The organism is Gillisella terrae, from assembly GCF_004801395.1.
Lineage (GTDB): Bacteria > Pseudomonadota > Alphaproteobacteria > Rhizobiales > Rhizobiaceae > Allorhizobium > Allorhizobium terrae.
The window spans coordinates 551,342-568,361 of record NZ_SSOA01000001.1; the positions used below are offsets into that span (position 1 = coordinate 551,342).

Genomic DNA, 17,020 nt, shown 5'->3' on the forward strand with positions numbered 1-17,020 from the left:
ATTATTGACTCAGCCTCACGGCTCCGCTTTACACAAACCTATCTCTTTCAAAGTATCAAAGTCTGGTCAGAACATGCTCGATAAGACCTACGATTCCGCATCGGTCGAACCTAAAATTGCCAAATCCTGGGAAGAGGCGGATGCTTTCCGCGCTGGCGCGAACGCCAAACCGGGCGCTGAAACCTTCACCATCGTGATTCCGCCGCCAAACGTGACAGGCTCTCTGCATATGGGCCATGCGCTCAACAACACCTTGCAGGACATCATGGTGCGGTTTGAACGTATGCGCGGCAAGGACGTGCTGTGGCAGCCGGGCATGGACCATGCGGGCATTGCCACCCAAATGGTGGTTGAGCGCCAGTTGATGGAAAAGCAGTTGCCGGGCCGTCGTGAGATGGGTCGCGATGCGTTTATCGATAAGGTTTGGGAGTGGAAGGAAGAATCAGGCGGTCTGATCTTCAATCAGCTCAAGCGGCTTGGTGCGTCTTGCGATTGGTCGCGTGAGCGCTTCACCATGGACGAGGGTCTGTCCAAGGCCGTTTTGGAAGTGTTTGTGACGCTCTACAAGCAGGGCCTGATCTATAAGGACAAGCGCCTTGTGAATTGGGATCCGAAGCTGTTGACGGCGATTTCCGATCTGGAAGTCGAGCAGCATGAGGTCAACGGCAATCTCTGGCACCTGCGCTATCCGCTGGAAGAGGGCGTGACCTATCAGCACCCGATTTCTTTCGATGAAGAGGGCAAGGCGACAGAGTGGGAAACCCGCGACTATCTGGTGGTGGCCACAACCCGCCCCGAAACCCTGCTGGGCGATACCGGTGTTGCTGTGCATCCATCCGATGAGCGCTATCAGTCGATCATCGGCAAGCATGTGATCTTGCCGATCGTTGGCCGCAAAATTCCGATCGTTGCTGATGAATATCCTGATCCGACAGCCGGAACCGGTGCCGTGAAGATGACGCCTGCCCATGACTTCAACGACTTTGAAGTGGGCAAACGTGCTGGTCTTCGCATGATCAACATCCTGAATGTTGATGCGACGGTGACGATTGTCGACAATGACGATTTCCTTGAAGGTTTGACACCGACCCGCGAACAGCAGATGGTTTGGGCCGAGCTGGAAGGCCAGGACCGCGCGTTTGCCCGCAAGAAGATTGTTGAAATCCTCGAAGCCGAAGGCCTGCTGGACAAGATCGAGCCGCACAAGCACATGGTGCCTCATGGCGACCGCGGTGGCGTGCCGATTGAGCCGCGTTTGACCGAACAATGGTATGTGGATGCCAAGACGCTTGCCGAGCCCGCGATAGCCAGCGTGCGCGAAGGCCGCACCAATTTCGTGCCCAAGAATTGGGAAAAGACCTACTATGAGTGGATGGAAAACATCCAGCCATGGTGTGTGTCGCGCCAATTGTGGTGGGGTCATCAGATTCCGGCATGGTATGGCCCGGATGGTCAGGTTTTCGTTGAGAAGTCTGAGGAAGAGGCGCTGGATGCGGCTGTTCAGCATTATCTCGCTCACGAAGGCCCATGGAAGGCCTGGGTGCAGGAAAAGCTGGAAAACTTTCAGCCCGGCGAGATTTTGACCCGCGATGAAGATGTGCTGGACACGTGGTTCTCGTCGGCTCTGTGGCCCTTCTCGACGCTGGGTTGGCCGGACAAGACACCGGAACTGGCGCGTTATTATCCAACAAACGTTCTGGTGACGGGCTTTGACATTATCTTCTTCTGGGTTGCCCGGATGATGATGATGGGCCTGCATTTCATGAAGGACGAGGATGGCAATCCGGTTGAGCCCTTCAGCACCGTTTATGTGCACGCGCTGGTGCGCGACAAGAATGGGCAGAAAATGTCCAAGTCCAAGGGCAATGTTATCAATCCGCTGGAGCTGATTGATGAATATGGTGCCGATGCGCTGCGCTTCACCCTGACCATTATGGCCGCACAGGGTCGCGATGTGAAGCTGGATACGGCGCGTGTTGCGGGCTATCGCAACTTTGGCACCAAGCTGTGGAATGCCACGCGCTTTGCCGAGATGAACGGTGTTAAGAGCGATCCGGGCTTTATCCCGGAGGCAACGACGCTTGCCATCAATCGCTGGATTTTGACCGAGCTGACCCGTGCACAGCGCGAGGTCACAGAATCGATCGAAAACCATCGCTTCAATGATGCGGCGACAGCACTCTATCGCTTCGTGTGGAATAATTTCTGCGATTGGTATCTCGAATTGCTGAAGCCAGTGTTTTCTGGCGAAGACGAGATGGCGAAGATAGAAGCGCAGGCTTGCGCCGCTTATGTGCTGGAAGAAACCTATAAGCTGTTGCATCCGTTCATGCCATTCATGACGGAAGAGCTGTGGGCGCACACAGCAGGCGAGGGGCTTTCACGCGAGACGCTGCTCTGCCATGCGGATTGGCCCGCTCAGGACTTTATTGATGAGCTGGCGGCAACCGATATCAACTGGCTGGTGGATCTGGTCACGGGCATTCGCTCTGCCCGTGCGGAAATGAACGTGCCACCAAGCGCCATTGCGCCTTTGGTTGTGGTCGGTGCCAATGTGGTGACGCAAGAGCGCATCAAGCGTCACGAGGCGTCTATCAAGCGCTTGGCGCGCGTTGGTGAGATTAGCCTTGCCCAGGAAGCGCCAAAGGGTGCCGCACAGGTTATCGTTGGCGAAGCCACCGCCTGCCTGCCACTGGGAAGCTTGATTGATGTTGCGGCCGAGCGGGCGCGGATTGAAAAGGCGATTGGCAAGACCGATGTGGATATCGACAAGACCCAGAAAAAGCTTGGCAATGAACGTTTTGTTGCCAATGCCGATCCTGAAATTGTTGCCACAGAGCGTCAGCGTCTGGCTGAGCTTGAGGGGCAGCGTGCGGTTCTGGCTGTTGCGCTTCAGCGGATCAATGACGCCGTCTGATCGGATCCGAATCTTTTAGAAATAGCCCGGAGCATTCGTGCTCCGGGCTTTTTTATGCAGCAGATTCAAAATGTTACAGGGCCATTTGCGCGCCATATATGGTGAGAGGCTCTGTAAAGCCTGTTGCGTTGAATGGGAGCTACTTCGACCGGTCTTAGCGCTTTCTTTTTTCGCATGGACGTTCTCGTTTATTGAGGAGAATAAAACGCGACATGTTCTATGAGCGAATCGCGAGACTCCTGATTTTATAAGTGTTCGCATCTTTTAATTGCATAGCGATGTTGCGATGCATTATGTGTTGCGTATTTTTCCAGCAGGCCATAATGTTAAATCTGTGGCATCTTTACAACGCATTATTTGCTCTTGGAAATATTTTTCTAAATTTTGACTTAAATCCAAGCTCTGTAAAAAAATATTCTTTATAAAATGTCAACTTTATGGCACTTAGAAATTCCTACGTAAAAACCTGAAGGTTATGCTGCACCGCAATCAAATACAGTAAAGTTGTCATTTACTTTGAATAGGTTAGGGTGTGACTTAAATGAAGAGTGGGTGGAGTGACACATGGTAACCAAGACATTTTCGGCGGGGCTTTTGGCTGTTATTGCGGCGGGACTGTGGCAGACGACAGCATTTGCGGGCGGACTTGAACGGGGTGGATATTACATTGATCTGCTGTTCGATCCTTCAACGGTGACAGCAGAAGGCAATACAGTTTATGTCATGCCGAACCGTAAGCTGAAGGATGTCAAAGACATCAATCGCAGCAATGGTTTGGGTTCCAATGGTATCGGCGGCGGCACAAGCACTGCGGATGACTCAGAAGCTTACGCTAATTCACGCTTTGGTATTAAAGCAGCGCTGGGAAGCGGCTTTGATTGTATGGTCGATTATTCCCAGCCTTGGGGTGCTCACACAAAGCCCGGTGCCAATTGGGCAGGTGCCAACGAAAATATTGAAACCAAAATCAACAGCGACAATTATGCTGCAACGTGTTCCTACCGTTTTGATGCCGGTCCGGGCCAGTTGCGCGTAATCGGTGGTGCTTTCTATCAGGAAGTCAGCGGTTTCAAGGATCGGCTGGTTTTGTCTCCGATTGCTGGTGCTCTCGCGGGTGTCAGGGTTCCGGGAAATGGTATAGGTCATCTGCAGCTTGAGGGCGATGGCTGGGGCTGGCGCGCCGGCCTTGCCTACGAAATTCCAGAATACGCTTTCCGCGCAAGCCTGGTTTATAACAGCCAGGTGAAGCTGGATAATATTGGCGGTAAGCTGGATCTTAGTCAGGTCAACGGTCGTACCTTCGACGTTTATGGCTCTCAGGCCATGCCTGATGTGCTTGAACTGAAGGTGCAGAGCGGTATCGCGCCCGATTGGCTCGCATTTGGTTCGGTGAAATGGGCGAACTGGAGTCTGCTCCAAAAAGTCAATCTATATTACACCACCACGAAAACCTTTGCGACTTCGCTGGACCTCGGCTACCGCGACGGCGTGACCCTGAATGGCGGTATTGGTCACAAGTTTAATGATCAATGGAGTGTTGCAGGTAGCCTGTCATGGGATCGTGGCACATCGCAAGGCTACGGCACTCAGACCGACACCTGGGCAGTGGGCGCAGCTGTTGCTTACGCACCGACCAAAAATGTCGAGTTGAGGCTTGCAGGTTTGATGGGCGTGATGACCAGCGGCAAGTCTGGCCCTGTGACCATCAACAATGAAGCTTATGGCACAGACGCAAGCTACAGCTTTGGCAATGACTTTTTGAGTGCCGTATCTGCCAATCTCAAGGTCAAATTCTAAGCTTCTCTTCGAACAAAAAAGCGCAGCGGATTTTTCGCTGCGCTTTTTTGTATTTGAGATATTTTTTACTCTAATTTTTATGAGTTCTTTTAAAGAGGACCGACTATGACCTGTGTGGGTTATCGTCTGGCTTTCAAATTCATCTGTGTCTGTTGTGCTACTCTGTGTCGATTTTGCAACATCGAATATATCCTCGTTCCATTGGCCTTGGGCGGTCAAAAATGTCTATTTCCCGCCACAAATGGAGCGCAGCACAACTACAAGGCAAAGGTGGACCTTTGAAAGAGCATCCTGGTAGATTGCAGGTTTTTAGGTGGGTTTGGCACATTTTGGACTTGTGTTTTCTCGCCTGGATGCTGCATTTAATCAGATGTTGTTTTAGGTCGCAGTGTTGCCCGAAATGCAGTCTAGGGTGGGAGAAATGGAACTGATGCGTAAAGTTGTTTACCAGAAATCACTTCGGTTGGACGCTTATCGTTATCTTCCTTCGGTCAAAGTTGATCGTTGCCACCATGGCATCTTTGCACACGTGGATATGGGCCTGTAATCGTGGATACATTAAAGCTGTACAGAGCTGGAATGGGAAATGGCTGGATGTCTTCAGCCATCGTTGTACTGTCGTTGGCCGTCGTCAATTTGATTGCCGCACAATCTTGCCATGCCTTCGATATCAAGGCGGGGGTTTCCAAGGAATCCGGTCCATTCGATCTTTTTAAATTTGGTTTTAATGCCCAGAAAAATGGCCAGACTCAGGATGCCGTCGAAGCCTATCGCTATGCGGCTGAAAAAGGCCACACGGGTTCGCGTTGGGCTTTGGCCAACATGTATGCTGATGGCGATGGCGTGGTCAAAAACGACTACGAGGCTTTCAAAATCTATTCTGAAATTGCCAATCAGGGCGTCGAGCCGGGTTCGGAAGATACGGTTTACTTTGTCAACGCGCTGGTTTCGCTTGCAGGCTATTATCGCACCGGCATTCCCGGCAGCCCGGTAAAAGCCGATCTCGTTCAGGCACGCCAGCTATATTTTCAGGCCGCATCTGCATTCGGCTATCCCGACGCGCAGTTTGATCTCGCCAAGATGATGCTGTCGGGCGAGGGCGGCAGACGCAATGTGCAGCAGGCCAAGAAATGGCTCAATGTAGCCCGTAAAAATGGCCACCCCGGTGCCATGGCGTTGTTTGGACATGTGATCTTTGATGAAGGCCAAACCGCACGTGGCCTTGCCTTCATGACTGCGGCCATGGACAAATGCGCGCCGAAGGACTGCAAGTGGATTGAGGATATGCAGGAAAAGGCATTTTCTCTGGCCGACGAAAAAGAGCGCCGGGTGGCCGTCGCTCTGGTGCCACAGGTGCAGCAGCAGCCTTAAGGGTTGAGATTTCAGCTTGCGAGGCTGAAGTTAAAATGACCGATCACCGGAACATGGTCGGATGGTTTTTCCGCTCCACGCACATGCTTTTCGATATCTGTTGAAATCAGCTTGTCTGCCGCTTCTGGTGATAGCAGCAGGTGATCAATGCGGATGCCGTTGTTTTTCTGCCAGGCACCGGCCTGATAATCCCAGAAAGAATAATGTTTTTGCGCATCTGTTGTGGCACGCACGGCTTCTGTCAGGCCCAGATTTTCCAAATTTCGAAACGCGGCCCTTGTTTTGGGCAGGAACAAAGCATCGGTGGCCCAAACGGCGGGATCATAGCAATCATGCGGCTCGGGAATCACATTGTAGTCGCCAGCCAGAATCAGCGGCTCTTCCAAAGCCAGACGTGATTCTGCAAATTTTTGCAGCCGGGCCATCCACGCCAGTTTATAGGGGTATTTTACCGGATCATCGGATGGATTGCCGTTTGGCAGATAAAGCGAGCAAACGCGCAAAACGCCGTCTTTGACCGAGAACACGCCTTCGATAAAACGCGCCTGCTCGTCAGAATCGTCGCCGGGAAGGCCACGGTTGATCTCATCAGGCTTGATTTTGGACAGCAGTGCCACGCCGTTGAAACCCTTTTGACCGTGGGTTTCCACGTGATAGCCAAGCGCTTCAATCTCTGCGCGCGGAAAGCCTTCATCAACGGATTTGATTTCCTGCAAGCAGGCAATGTCAGGAGACGAGCTTTCCAGCCATTGGCATAGCTCTGAAATGCGCGCTTTCACACCGTTGATGTTCCAGGTCGCAATTTTCATCAGAATTCTCCGTCATCGTTCAACGGTCTTTTTAGCGCAATTGCGACAGTTTACCACTGCGATTTACTGAAAAACATATTTAAGATTTTGCAAATTTTCACTGTTGCGGCATTCTGTTTTGGTTGTGATGCGACGTTTGGGAGGAGCGGGCGTATTCTAGATAAAAATGGGGAACATAATGTCTGACATAGTAGAAAAGACAGAGCCTGTGGATGAAGTCCTGCCTATGCCGCGATTGGCGGTTCTGGGTATTCAACATGTTCTGGTGATGTATGCCGGGGCGGTGGCAGTGCCGTTGATTATCGGACGCGCGCTCAAGCTGCCGCCCGAGGATGTCGCGTTTCTGATCTCGGCTGATCTGTTTGCTTGCGGCTTGGTGACATTGATCCAATCTTTCGGAGTGACCCAGTGGTTTGGCATCAAGCTGCCGGTGATGATGGGCGTCACCTTTGCATCCGTTGGCCCCATGCTCGCCATGGCATCCAGCCTGCCGGGTGTGGAAGGGGCACGTTTGATTTTCGGCTCCATCATCGGAGCAGGGCTGGTCTCGTTGTTGATCGCGCCTTTGGTCAGCCGGTTGTTACGCTTTTTTCCGCCGGTGGTGACAGGCACGATCATTTTGGTGATTGGCGTGACATTGATGCGCATTGGCATCAACTGGATTTTTGGCAATCCTTTCGGTCCCACCGCGCCCAGCATTGTTGATCCCGCGGCAGTGAAGTGGTTGGCCGATGTGAAGGCGCTGGCGGCCAGCGGCGTGGCTATTCCGGAAATGCCTGCAAAGCTGGCATTTGCGCCGACGGTCGCCAACCCGGCTTATGCGCCATTGAGTGGTGTTGCGATTTCAGCCGTGGTGCTTGTGTCGATTTTGCTCATCGCACGCTTTGGCAAAGGCTTTGTTGCCAATATCGCTGTGCTGATGGGCATTGTCATCGGCGGTATTTTAACCGCACTGTTGGGCATGATGCATTTTGATAAGGTGGCCAATGCGGCGTGGTTTGCCCCGATCATGCCTTTCCACTTCGGTTTTCCGATTTTCGATCCGATCGCCATTGTCACCATGTCGGTGGTGATGATTGTGGTGATGATTGAATCCACCGGGATGTTTCTGGCTCTGGGCGAATTGACGGGCAAAACCATAACGCGACCAATGCTGGCGGCAGGGCTGCGAACCGATGGGGTTGGTACGCTGATTGGCGGGATTTTTAACACATTTCCCTATACCAGTTTTTCGCAAAATGTCGGGCTGGTTGGGGTAACCGGCGTGCGCTCGCGCTTCGTGTGTGTGGCGGGCGGCCTTATTCTTGTTGTCCTTGGCTTTTTACCAAAAATGGCCGCTTTGGTGGAGGCTTTGCCGACCGTGGTTCTGGGTGGGGCGGGGCTGGTGATGTTTGGCATGGTGGCTGCAACCGGCATTCGCATTCTCGCCAATGTCGATTTCAAGCAAAGCCGCAACAATCTCTTCGTTGTTGCCATTTCCTTGGGTTTTGGGATGATCCCCCTGATTGCGCCGAATTTCAAACAATGGATGCCCCATGAAGTGCACACCCTGATTGATTCCGGCATTTTGCTGGCGTCATTCGCGGCGGTTGTTCTCAATGCCTTTTTCAACGGCGTGGGGGAAGCATCCGTGGAAAATGTGACGAAAGCGGCCAAATTGGCCGATGCCCACTAACAAGGAGAAAGCCGCCGGTGCAAACCGGCGGCGCATCAAAGGCGTCAAACCGCAAAGCTGGTGCCGCAGCCGCAACTGGCGACCGCGTTGGGATTGTTGATCTGGAAAGACTGGCCCAGCAGATTGTCGACAAAATCAATCTCGGAGCCTGCCATATAGACCAGTGACATTTCATCGATCAAAAGGGTGGCACCATCACGCTCAATCACCAGATCGCCTTCTTGAGCATCCTTATCGAGATCAAACTTATAGGAAAAGCCGGAACAGCCGCCGCCCTCGACGGACACGCGGAGCGCCTTTTTATCGGCCTCGGACGCCACGATTTTGGCAATGCGCCGGGCCGCAGCCTCGGAAACGGTCACAGTCTGATTCGTCATAGTCGCCTCCTGACGGGTTCAAGGCCCGTAGAAATTCGGTGGTTTCGATTTCAGTTTAATCTGAAATCCGAAGGTTTGATACAAAAATGCATTCAAAACACGGCATGGTGAGAGGCAAGGCCGTGCCTTGTGCTGGCATTTCCTATAGGTATGAAGTCGAGACGTGCGCGTCAATGGTGGCAGAGCGGGGCGGGTATAGCAGGCATGACGATTGATAAAAATGCATTGGGATTTGGCTTTGGCGAGCGGGCGGTTTTTGCCGCCGATCCATGGACCTCGCGCGGCAGGCTCTATCCTGAAACCAACAGCCTGACACGGTCTGATTTTCAGCGCGATCGCGACCGTATCGTTCACACCACAGCGTTTCGTCGCCTCAAGCACAAAACGCAGGTGTTTATTGGGCCTGATGGCGACCATTATCGTACCCGCCTGACCCACACCATTGAAGTGGCACAAATTGCCCGGGCGCTGGCGCGCGCCTTTCACATCGATGAGGATTTGGCCGAGGGCGTGGCGCTGGTGCATGATTTTGGCCACACCCCTTTTGGCCACACCGGCGAAGACGCGCTGCATGAGCTGCTGCTGCCGTACGGCGGATTTGATCATAACGCGCAATCGCTTAGAATTGTCACCAAGCTGGAGCGTCGCTACGCCGAATTTGACGGGTTGAACCTGACGTGGGAAACGCTGGAAGGCTTGGTCAAGCACAATGGCCCACTGACAAACGCCAATGGCGAAGGCATTAAAGGCCCTGTTCCTTTGCCGATTGTGGAATATTGCCAGCTCCAGGATCTAGATATCGCCAGCTATGCCAGCCTGGAGGCGCAAGCGGCGGCGGTTGCCGATGATATTGCCTATAACACCCATGATATTGATGACGGGCTGCGTTCCGGTTTTCTGACCTTTGATATGCTGGAAGAGGTGCCGTTTCTGGCAGGTTTGATGCAGGAAGTGCGCGACCGCTATCCCAATCTGGAGGCTGAGCGCTTTACCCATGAAATCATGCGCCGCCAGATCACCCGGATGGTGGAAGATGTGATTGCAGTGGCCCAAAGCCGCCTCAGCCGTATCAAGCCCATGTCGGCCGATGATATTCGCAAGGCTGGCGAAACCATCATCACCTTTTCCGATGCCATGGCGGAGACGGATCGGCAGATCAAGAAAATGCTGTTTTCGAAAATCTATCGCCATCCAGACATCATGCGCATCCGGGCAGGTGCGGCACAGATCGTGACCGACCTGTTCAATGCCTATATGGCAGACCCGACCCTGATGCGCAGTGACTATTGGGTTGAGCATACCGCAGGGCTGGAAATTCCTGCCAAAGCCCGCCATGTCGGCGATTTTCTGGCTGGTATGACGGATACTTATGCTGTGCGCGTTCACCGTCAGCTGTTTGACCACACACCCGATTTGCGTTAGGCAGCGGGCGAAAGTGCCGCCGCCTCAAGCGTCGTCTGTTTGCATTTGTCTGGATTGATCGTCATGAACCTCTTCGCCGATTTCGAAAATCGAATCAAAACCGCTCTCGAAAGCCTTGATATTGTAAAGGAAAAGCGAAGCGAGCTGTCATTCGACAGAATCGTTGTCGAGCCGCCGCGCGATGCAAGCCACGGCGATGCCGCAACCAATGCCGCCATGGTGCTGGCCAAGCCGCTGGGCACAAATCCGCGCGCGCTTGCCGATCTTCTGGGTGAAAAGCTCAAAGAAGATGCCGATATCGCTGAGGTTTCCGTTGCCGGGCCAGGTTTCTTGAATATTCGTCTGTCTGTTGCATACTGGCAACGCCTGCTGGCCTCGGTGATTACCGAGAGCGAGGCCTATGGCCGCTCACAGGTGGGCGGGGGCCGTAAGGTCAACGTAGAATATGTTTCCGCCAACCCGACTGGGCCGATGCATGTTGGCCATTGCCGCGGTGCTGTGGTGGGCGATGCGCTGGCCAATCTGCTGTCGTTTGCGGGCTTTGACGTTACCAAGGAATATTACATCAATGATGCCGGTTCGCAGATTGATGTGCTGGCGCGCTCCGCCTTTATTCGTTATCGCGAAGCGCTGGGCGAGAGTGTGGGCGAAATTCCCGCAGGTCTTTATCCGGGCGATTATCTCATTCCGGTCGGTGAGGCGCTGGCCAAGGAATTTGGTGTGCGTCTGCACAATATGCCGGAAGAGCAGTGGATGGCGATTGTCAAGGATCGCGCCATCGATGCGATGATGGCGATGATCCGCGATGATCTGGCCGCCCTGAATGTGCACCATGATCTGTTTTACTCCGAGCGCAAATTGCATGAAAATGGTGCGACGCCCATTCGCACTGCCATCAATGATCTGACCTTCAAGGGGCATGTCTATCGTGGCACGCTGCCGCCACCAAAGGGGCAGTTGCCGGAGGATTGGGAAGACCGCGAACAGACCCTGTTCCGCTCCACTGAGGTGGGCGACGACATGGACCGTCCGTTGATCAAATCGGATGGCAGCTACACCTATTTTGCCGCTGACGTTGCTTATTTCAAAGACAAGTATGATCGCGGTTTTGACCAGATGATCTATGTGCTGGGCGCTGACCACGGCGGCTACGTGAAGCGGTTAGAGGCGGTTGCGCGCGCGGTATCGGATGGCAAGGCCAAGCTGACAGTATTGCTGTGCCAAATGGTGAAACTGCTGCGCGATGGCGAACCGGTGAAGATGTCCAAACGCTCCGGTGACTTCGTGACGCTTCGTGATGTGGTGGAAGAAGTTGGACGTGATTCGGTGCGTTTTATGATGTTGTATCGTAAAAGCAGCGAAACATTGGACTTTGATTTTGCCAAAGTTACCGAACAGTCCAAGGACAATCCGGTGTTTTACGTGCAGTATGCTCATGCCCGTTGCATGTCCATTTTCCGTCAGGCTTTTGAAGCGTTTGGCGAGATGGATTTGTCGGCGAAAACCCTTGCAGAATCAGTGGCTGAGATCACTGATCCGGCAGAAATGCAGTTGATCGCCAAGCTTGCGGAATATCCGCGAATCGTTGAATCTGCGGCCCTGTCCATGGAACCGCATCGCATCGCATTTTACCTGTATGATCTTGCCAGTTCTTTCCATGCGCATTGGAATAAAGGTAAGGATCGTCCGGAATTACGATTTGTTAACGATAAAAATAGACAATCGACCCTTGCCAGACTTGGGCTGGTGCATGCTGTCGCTGCTGTATTGAAGTCTGGTCTCGGTATTACCGGCACAGATGCTCCTTCGGAAATGCGATAGTCTTGACACCAATAACCCACATTGCTCTGGCAAGCCGATTGTCGCGTAGCGAGTGGAAATAAAGTGATGGTGCAAAAACCGGCCTCGTACAATAGGGACCCAGCAAGCGATGCTTTTGCGGATGATGATCCGCTGGCAGAGCTTGCTCGCCTTGTGGGGTATGATGCACCCCGCTCCGATCGCGTGCCGCAGCCTCGGGTGGAGCCGGAAATGTCGGCCTCCCGTCCAGCGATGAGCCATGCAGGTATCAGCCAGGCTGGCGCGGGCTACCCAGCACCGCGCCAGGCGGCTGATCAGTTTGAGGATTCGGCGCATCTGCGTTCGGCTTACAACGACGAGCGGCAGCACCTGTCTGCATTTGAGCCTGTTTCGTTTGGGGCAAACCCGGCGAGAGCAGCGCCGCAGGATGACAGCGTCAGCAGCGAGAATGATCTGGCGGATGAACTGCTGTGGTCGATGGGTGAGGTGGCCGCCGAGCCGCAACGTTCACCATCGGGCGGCGCGAATGCATCTGAGGGCTATAACCGTTATCGCCTGCCTCTTGCCAATTTTAATCCTGTTCAAGCAGCACCCGTCCAGCGTGATGAGCCGCCGATGCAGCGGGCTGAGCCTGTGTTTCAGCCAGCGCCAGAGCCGGAGCCTTGGGCAGTGGCACCCGAGCCTGCACCTGTTTCGCGCGCGGCCCCAAGCTATGCTGAGCCGAGCTTTGCAGCAACAGCCTATTCTGAACCCGTCGCGCCACGCGCGCGGGAGCCAGATTTTGACAGCCATTATCCTTCGGATCAGGCGGAACCAGAACGGTCCTTCTCGATAGAAGCCGATCGCCGTCCGGCACCTGCTGCTTTTCAGGAGCCGGTGTTCGAAGCGCCAGCGCCAGCAAAGCCGACGGTGCCCAACTTTTTCGACGAGCCTCGTTTCCAACGCGAAGAGCCTGTTGTTGCGCAAGTTCCACGAAACGAACCGCAAAAGGCCGAGCCCGCAGCAGTTGAGGACGATTTTTTTGCAGGTGATCTTGAGTTGGATCTCGCCGAGATCGAACTGGATTTGGCTGACATGGAGCCAGAACCCGTGGTCGCACGTCCGGCTCCGCAGCCTGCGCCTGTGCAGGTGCCAATGCACGCCAGTGAGCAAGCGCCAGTTTATCACGCATCAGAGCCTGTTTATCACGCTCCAAAGCCAGTCCAGGCTGATTATTCTGCACCTTCTCATGAGGAGCCGCAGGATTTGCCTGTTCCGCCATTGCCTTTTGATGCGTCGGCCATTTCCGATCAGGATGAGCATTTGGAGGTTATTGCCCATCTGGATGTTCCCGATCTGCCGCCGCCAGAAGAGCAGAAGCCGGTTAATTATGTCAGCGAATACGATTTTGATATTGATGCCGAGTTGGCAAGCTTGCTCGACAAAACGGCCGAGCAGCAGGCACAGGCGCAGCAGCCCGCACCGGTAGCGCATCAGGCACCCGCTGCGGTTGCCGCACCGGTGAGCGCCCCGCAGCCCAAGAACAGTCTGAGTGAGGACTTCGACGTGTTTGAAAAAGCACTCGAAGAGGATTTTCGGCGCACGCTGGATACGCAATATAGTTTCGGTGCCAAAAAAGCGGGTGCTTTGCCCGAGGTGCCAGAGATTGAAGACGAGGAATTTGACGAAGAAGAGCCATCAACTTCACGCCGTTGGATTGCGATTGCTGCGGCAGCCGCGATTGTGCTTGTTGGTGGAGGCGGTGTCTTTGCCTGGATGAAGAGCGGTGGCGGTGAAATTATTGGCGGTGGCGAACCCAAAATCGTTATGGCCGATAAAGATCCGGTGAAGGTGGTTCCCGCCAATCCAGGTGGAAAATCCGTACCGAACCAGAACAAGGCGGTCTATGATCGTGTGTCTGGTGCAACGACAGATCAGCCTTCGCAGAAAAGCCTGATCTCGCAGGACGAAGAGCCAATGGACGTTGCCCAGCGGACATTGGGGCCGGACAATATGCCCCTTGATGACGAAGGTGGCGGTGCCAATGCAGAGGCGGGGGCAAATCCTGCGAATGGCGGTGCGACGAATGCCGCCAATAGTGGTGATGAAAACCTGTCACCCCGTCGGGTAAAAACCATGATCGTACGGCCGGATGGAACCTTGGTGGCACAGGATGATCTGGCCAATGCTGGCGCTCAGACCGCCAATGGTGCTCAGACCGCCAATGCCGCACCTACTGCGACACCGGCGTCGACAACAGCATCAACGACCGGCCAATCTGTTGGAGATTTGCTGGCATCGGGTGATGCGCAGCCAGATGCCGCATCGGCGACCTCCGATGATTTTGCGGGTGCGCCTGCCCCCAATATGCCCGTGCCTATGGCAAGGCCAACGCAGACGGCGTCTGCCCAAACAGCGGCCGAAAAGCCAGCCGCTGAAAAGCTTGTGGCACCGTCTGGCGCAGCGCAAGCTTCTGTCACCACGCCCGTGGCCTCAACCTCGACAGCACCGGGAGACTATCTGATACAGATTTCATCCTTGCCGACCGAGGCAGATGCCCAGAAGAGCTATAAAAACCTGTCGAGCAAATACAGCAGCGTGATTGGTGGTCGCGGCATGAACATCAAGGCGGCAGAAATTGCGGGCAAGGGCACCTATTATCGGGTGCGGATTCCTGCGGGCAGCAAGGATGCAGCAGTTTCGCTGTGCGAACGCTATCGGGCGGCTGGCGGAAGCTGCATGGTGGTCCGCTAGAGTTTGTCAGGGAAAAGTGGAATCCGGTTTTCCCGAATAGACAAACTAAAAGAAGGGAATCGAGAGTCTGTCTGGTTCAATTTGAACCTGACAGACTCTAAGATCATTCCGGGACGATTGAAAAGGGGCTGTTTCGCTGGAAACGGCCCCTTTTTGTTGTTTTTGAGCTGTTTTCTGTGCATGATCACAGCTTGCCTCTCGGCTTTTGCCAAAGCTTCATTATTGTCAAAGCATGACCCACGCAAAAGCAATGATTTTGGGCTGCTCAGGCCCCGTTCTCACCCCGGATGAAAAAGCCTTTTATGGCGATCATCAGCCGTGGGGTTTTATTCTGTTCGGTAGAAACTGTGTTGACGCCTCCCAGATCAGTGACCTGGTGGCTTCCATGCGCGAAACCGTGGGCGGACGCAATGCGCCCGTGCTGATCGATCAGGAAGGCGGGCGTGTGCAGCGCATTCGCGAGCCCATGTGCCAACGCTACCCATCGGGTGCAGACATTGGCGCGCTTTACCGGCAGGATCGCGAGAAGGGTTTGCGGGCCGCATGGGTCATGTCGCGTCTGCATGCTTTTGATCTGCTGCGCTTCGGCATCAATGTGGATTGCCTGCCGGTGCTGGATGTGCCGGTGGAAGGGGCCAGTAACGTTATTGGCAATCGCGCCTATGGCACAGACCCGCACACCGTGGGTGAAATTGGCGAGGCCGCAGCCGCAGGCCTCACAGCGGGCGGTGTTTTGCCGGTTATGAAACATATTCCCGGTCACGGCAGGGGCATGGCCGATTCGCATCATGAATTGCCGGTGGTGAATGCCAGTCGGGCCGAGCTTGAGGCCCATGACTTTCCACCCTTCCAACGGTTGAAGGGGGAACTGATGGCGATGACCGCCCATGTGGTCTATTCCGCCTATGATCCGATCTATACGGCTTCGACCTCCGCCACGGTGATCAATGACGTTATTCGCGGAACGCTTGGCTTTCAGGGTCTGCTGATGAATGACGATATCTCCATGAACGCACTGAAGGGCACAATTGCAGAGCGCGCCGCCGCTGTGATCGCGGCTGGCAATGATGTTTTGCTCCATTGCCATGGCATCATGGAGGAAATGGTGCAGGTGGCGGATCATGCTCCGGTTCTGGCTGGCGCATCTTTGCTGAGGGCGCAAGCGGTTGAAGCGGCTTTTGGCACCGGTGACGGCGCTGACGAGCAAGCCTTGCGCGACGAGTTTAACGCCATGATCGCGGTGTCGTGATGGTTGATTCTGGTGCGCCAGCAGCGACGGTGACCGCGTCCGACGTGCCGATGGAAAAGTTGTGGCAAGAAGGCAATGCCGTTGAGCGGGTCAGCGAAGACGAGGCCTTGCTGATCGATGTTGCCGGTTTTGAAGGCCCGCTCGATCTTTTGCTGTTTCTGGCGCGCAATCAAAAGGTCGATCTTTCGCGTATTTCTGTTTTGGCGCTGGCCGAGCAATATTTGATCTTTGTGGAAAAGGCTCGCAGCATCCGGCTGGAGCTTGCGGCAGATTATCTGGTGATGGCGGCGTGGCTGGCCTATCTGAAATCGCGGCTGCTGATTCCGCAACAGGCCAAGGATGATGAGCCATCGGGCGAGGAAATGGCCGCAGCCCTGTCATTCCGCCTGAAACGGCTGGAAGCGATGCGCGATGCGGCAGGGCGGCTGGTCAACCGTAATCGGCTGGGGCGGGATGTCTTTGTGCGCGGAGCACCTGAGCATGTGCCTGATAAAATGCACTCCTCCTATGATGCCAGCCTTTATGATCTTTTATCGGCCTATGCCAATTTGCGTCAGCGACAGGCATTTACGCAGGTAACAATCGAGCGCAGGCGTGTGTGGTCCTTGGTGGATGCCCGCACCATGCTTAACCGCATGATCGGAGAGATCAGTGATTGGACGGCGCTCAACCACTATCTATTGCAATATCTGACGGACCCGGCGGAGCGTATCACGGCCATGGCCAGCGCATTTGCGGCGTCGCTGGAACTGGTGCGCGAGGGCAAACTGGAAATTCGTCAAGACGGTGCCTTTCAGCCGATTTTCATGCGCGGCGGCAATGGCCGGATAGTAGACGGCAGCCGTGCCGCAGCCGGACAACAGGGCTGAG

11 protein-coding genes are annotated in these 17,020 nt (G+C 54.4%); 9 read left to right on the plus strand and 2 right to left on the minus strand.

Annotated elements, in window-relative coordinates:
* Positions 1–73: 73 nt before the first annotated feature.
* From E6C51_RS02580 to exoR, 3 genes are all read left to right on the plus strand, one after another.
* The gene (locus E6C51_RS02580) at positions 74–2,917 is read left to right on the plus strand and encodes a valine--tRNA ligase (protein ID WP_190234921.1); all 2,844 of its coding nucleotides are present in this window, start codon (positions 74–76) and stop codon (positions 2,915–2,917) included.
* Positions 2,918–3,481: 564 nt separating this feature from the next.
* Positions 3,482–4,714 carry an OmpP1/FadL family transporter gene (locus tag E6C51_RS02585; RefSeq protein ID WP_146930871.1) on the plus strand — a complete coding sequence of 411 codons (1,233 nt, stop codon included), beginning with the start codon at positions 3,482–3,484 and terminating at the stop codon, positions 4,712–4,714.
* Between the two features lie 594 nt (positions 4,715–5,308).
* Positions 5,309–6,085: an exopolysaccharide production regulator ExoR gene (gene exoR, locus E6C51_RS02590; protein WP_190234922.1), complete on the plus strand. Its 777-nt coding sequence runs from the start codon at positions 5,309–5,311 to the stop codon at positions 6,083–6,085.
* An 11-nt stretch (positions 6,086–6,096) separates the two neighbouring features.
* Here the strand turns inward: exoR and xth are convergent, their stop codons facing one another.
* The gene (xth, locus tag E6C51_RS02595) at positions 6,097–6,894 is read right to left on the minus strand and encodes an exodeoxyribonuclease III (protein WP_146930865.1); all 798 of its coding nucleotides are present in this window, start codon (positions 6,892–6,894) and stop codon (positions 6,097–6,099) included.
* A gap of 178 nt (positions 6,895–7,072) precedes the next feature.
* Between xth and E6C51_RS02600 the strand changes: the two genes are divergently transcribed.
* Positions 7,073–8,569, plus strand: a complete 1,497-nt coding sequence (locus tag E6C51_RS02600) for a nucleobase:cation symporter-2 family protein (protein WP_190234923.1) — start codon at positions 7,073–7,075, stop codon at positions 8,567–8,569.
* Between the two features lie 44 nt (positions 8,570–8,613).
* Here the strand turns inward: E6C51_RS02600 and erpA are convergent, their stop codons facing one another.
* Positions 8,614–8,946, minus strand: coding sequence for an iron-sulfur cluster insertion protein ErpA (gene erpA / locus E6C51_RS02605; RefSeq protein ID WP_146930859.1), 333 nt, complete (start codon positions 8,944–8,946; stop codon positions 8,614–8,616).
* 204 nt (positions 8,947–9,150) lie between these two features.
* On the opposite strand from erpA, the gene E6C51_RS02610 reads away from it, so the two are divergent.
* From E6C51_RS02610 to E6C51_RS02630, 5 genes are all read left to right on the plus strand, one after another.
* Positions 9,151–10,368, plus strand: a complete 1,218-nt coding sequence (locus E6C51_RS02610; RefSeq protein WP_146930856.1) for a deoxyguanosinetriphosphate triphosphohydrolase — start codon at positions 9,151–9,153, stop codon at positions 10,366–10,368.
* 63 nt (positions 10,369–10,431) lie between these two features.
* Positions 10,432–12,189, plus strand: coding sequence for an arginine--tRNA ligase (argS, locus tag E6C51_RS02615; RefSeq protein WP_190234924.1), 1,758 nt, complete (start codon positions 10,432–10,434; stop codon positions 12,187–12,189).
* Positions 12,190–12,255: 66 nt separating this feature from the next.
* Positions 12,256–14,901 carry an SPOR domain-containing protein gene (locus E6C51_RS02620; protein ID WP_190234925.1) on the plus strand — a complete coding sequence of 882 codons (2,646 nt, stop codon included), beginning with the start codon at positions 12,256–12,258 and terminating at the stop codon, positions 14,899–14,901.
* Between the two features lie 232 nt (positions 14,902–15,133).
* Positions 15,134–16,150 carry a beta-N-acetylhexosaminidase gene (gene nagZ, locus E6C51_RS02625; protein ID WP_190234926.1) on the plus strand — a complete coding sequence of 339 codons (1,017 nt, stop codon included), beginning with the start codon at positions 15,134–15,136 and terminating at the stop codon, positions 16,148–16,150.
* Entirely contained in the window at positions 16,150–17,019 is an 870-nt protein-coding gene (locus E6C51_RS02630; protein WP_146931278.1) for a segregation and condensation protein A, read from the plus strand. The genes nagZ and E6C51_RS02630 overlap by 1 nt, the downstream gene beginning before the upstream one ends.
* The last annotated feature ends 1 nt before the right edge of the window (position 17,020 follow it).